This is a genomic window from Protofrankia sp. CiP1_Cm_nod2 (genome assembly GCF_920664355.1).
Lineage (GTDB): Bacteria > Actinomycetota > Actinomycetes > Frankiales > Frankiaceae > Protofrankia.
In genome coordinates, this window is sequence record NZ_CAKKTL010000344.1 from 3,060 (window position 1) to 4,249 (window position 1,190).

At 68.7% G+C, this 1,190-nt stretch carries 2 protein-coding genes; both read left to right on the forward strand.

Annotated features, from left to right (window positions below; all coding sequences use genetic code 11):
• Positions 1–65 precede the first annotated feature (65 nt).
• Positions 66–674, forward strand: a complete 609-nt coding sequence (locus NBW84_RS23015; RefSeq protein WP_445548830.1) for a MarR family transcriptional regulator — start codon at positions 66–68, stop codon at positions 672–674.
• On the forward strand, positions 674–1,190 hold a 517-nt coding region (locus NBW84_RS23020; RefSeq protein WP_445548829.1), incomplete at its 3' end, for a PEP/pyruvate-binding domain-containing protein. The genes NBW84_RS23015 and NBW84_RS23020, both read left to right, overlap by 1 nt.

Sequence of the window (1,190 nt, forward strand, 5' to 3'; positions counted from 1 at the left end):
CACCGCAGCCGTCCCCGGTCGCGCTGCTCACGACGCGACCCCACTATCCGGAGATACACGTAACCATGACTGACACCTCGACCGAGCTGGCGCTGCTCCAAGGAGCGCGGCTCAAGGGACGGCTCACGCCCGAGACCGCGGCTGTGTTCGTGGGTGACGAAGGGCAGGCGCTCCTGCAGGAGCTCGAGGCTCGTGGACTCCTTAAGGCGGGTGCCGCTGGAGCACGCCTCACGTCAGAGGGCAAGGAGCGGCTGGCGTCCCTGCTCGGCGAGGAGCGTGAGACAGCCGGGGTGGGCACACTGACCGGGCTCTACGCCGAGTTCGACGAGCCCAACCACACGCTCAAGGAGGTAGTCACCGCCTGGCAGCTGCGTCCTGGCGGGACAGTGAACGACCACTCCGACGCTGACTACGACCGGGAGGTCCTGGGCCGCGTCGAAGCGGTGCACGCTGTGGCTGCGCCGCTGGTCGAGCGGATCGCTGCGGAAGTGCCCCGCCTGGCGACATACTCCCGACGACTGGCTGCAGCCCTTGCGCGGCTGGATGCGGACCACCGCTTCTTGGCCAACCCGCTCGTGGACAGCTACCACCAGGTCTGGTTCGAGCTGCATGAAGACCTTCTCGGGCTGCTCGGCCTGGATCGCGAGGACGAGGCCAAGGCGGGCCGGGCCTAGTGGAACCAATCCTGCTCGACGGTTCTGTTGAGCTCGACCGCGACCTCGTCGGTGGTAAGGCGTGGGCTGTGAACCACCTGCGCCGGCTGGGGTTGCCGGTGCCGCCCGCCTTCGCCCTGGGGACGGATGTCTGTCGTACGACACTGCAGGATGGGGCGCTCTCCGTAGAGGCGACCAAGGCGCTCGACGTCGGGGTGCGACACCTGCAATCCGTCCTGGGCCGCTCGTTCGGCGGCGCGGAGAGCCCGCTGTTCGTGTCGGTGCGCTCGGGTGCAGCCCGCAGCATGCCCGGCATGATGGACACGGTCCTCAACGTCGGCGCGACGGCCACCACCCTGGCTGCCCTGGCAGAGGAGCATGGCGCCGAGGTGGCGGACGACGTGGGTGTCAGGTTCCTCCATCTGTTCGAGAAGGTCGTCGGCACCGTGCCGCCGGAGGACCCCTTCGAGCAGTTACTCGCGGCGGCCGAGGCTGTGTTCAGGTCGTGGATGTCTCCGCGTGCGACGGCCTACCGCC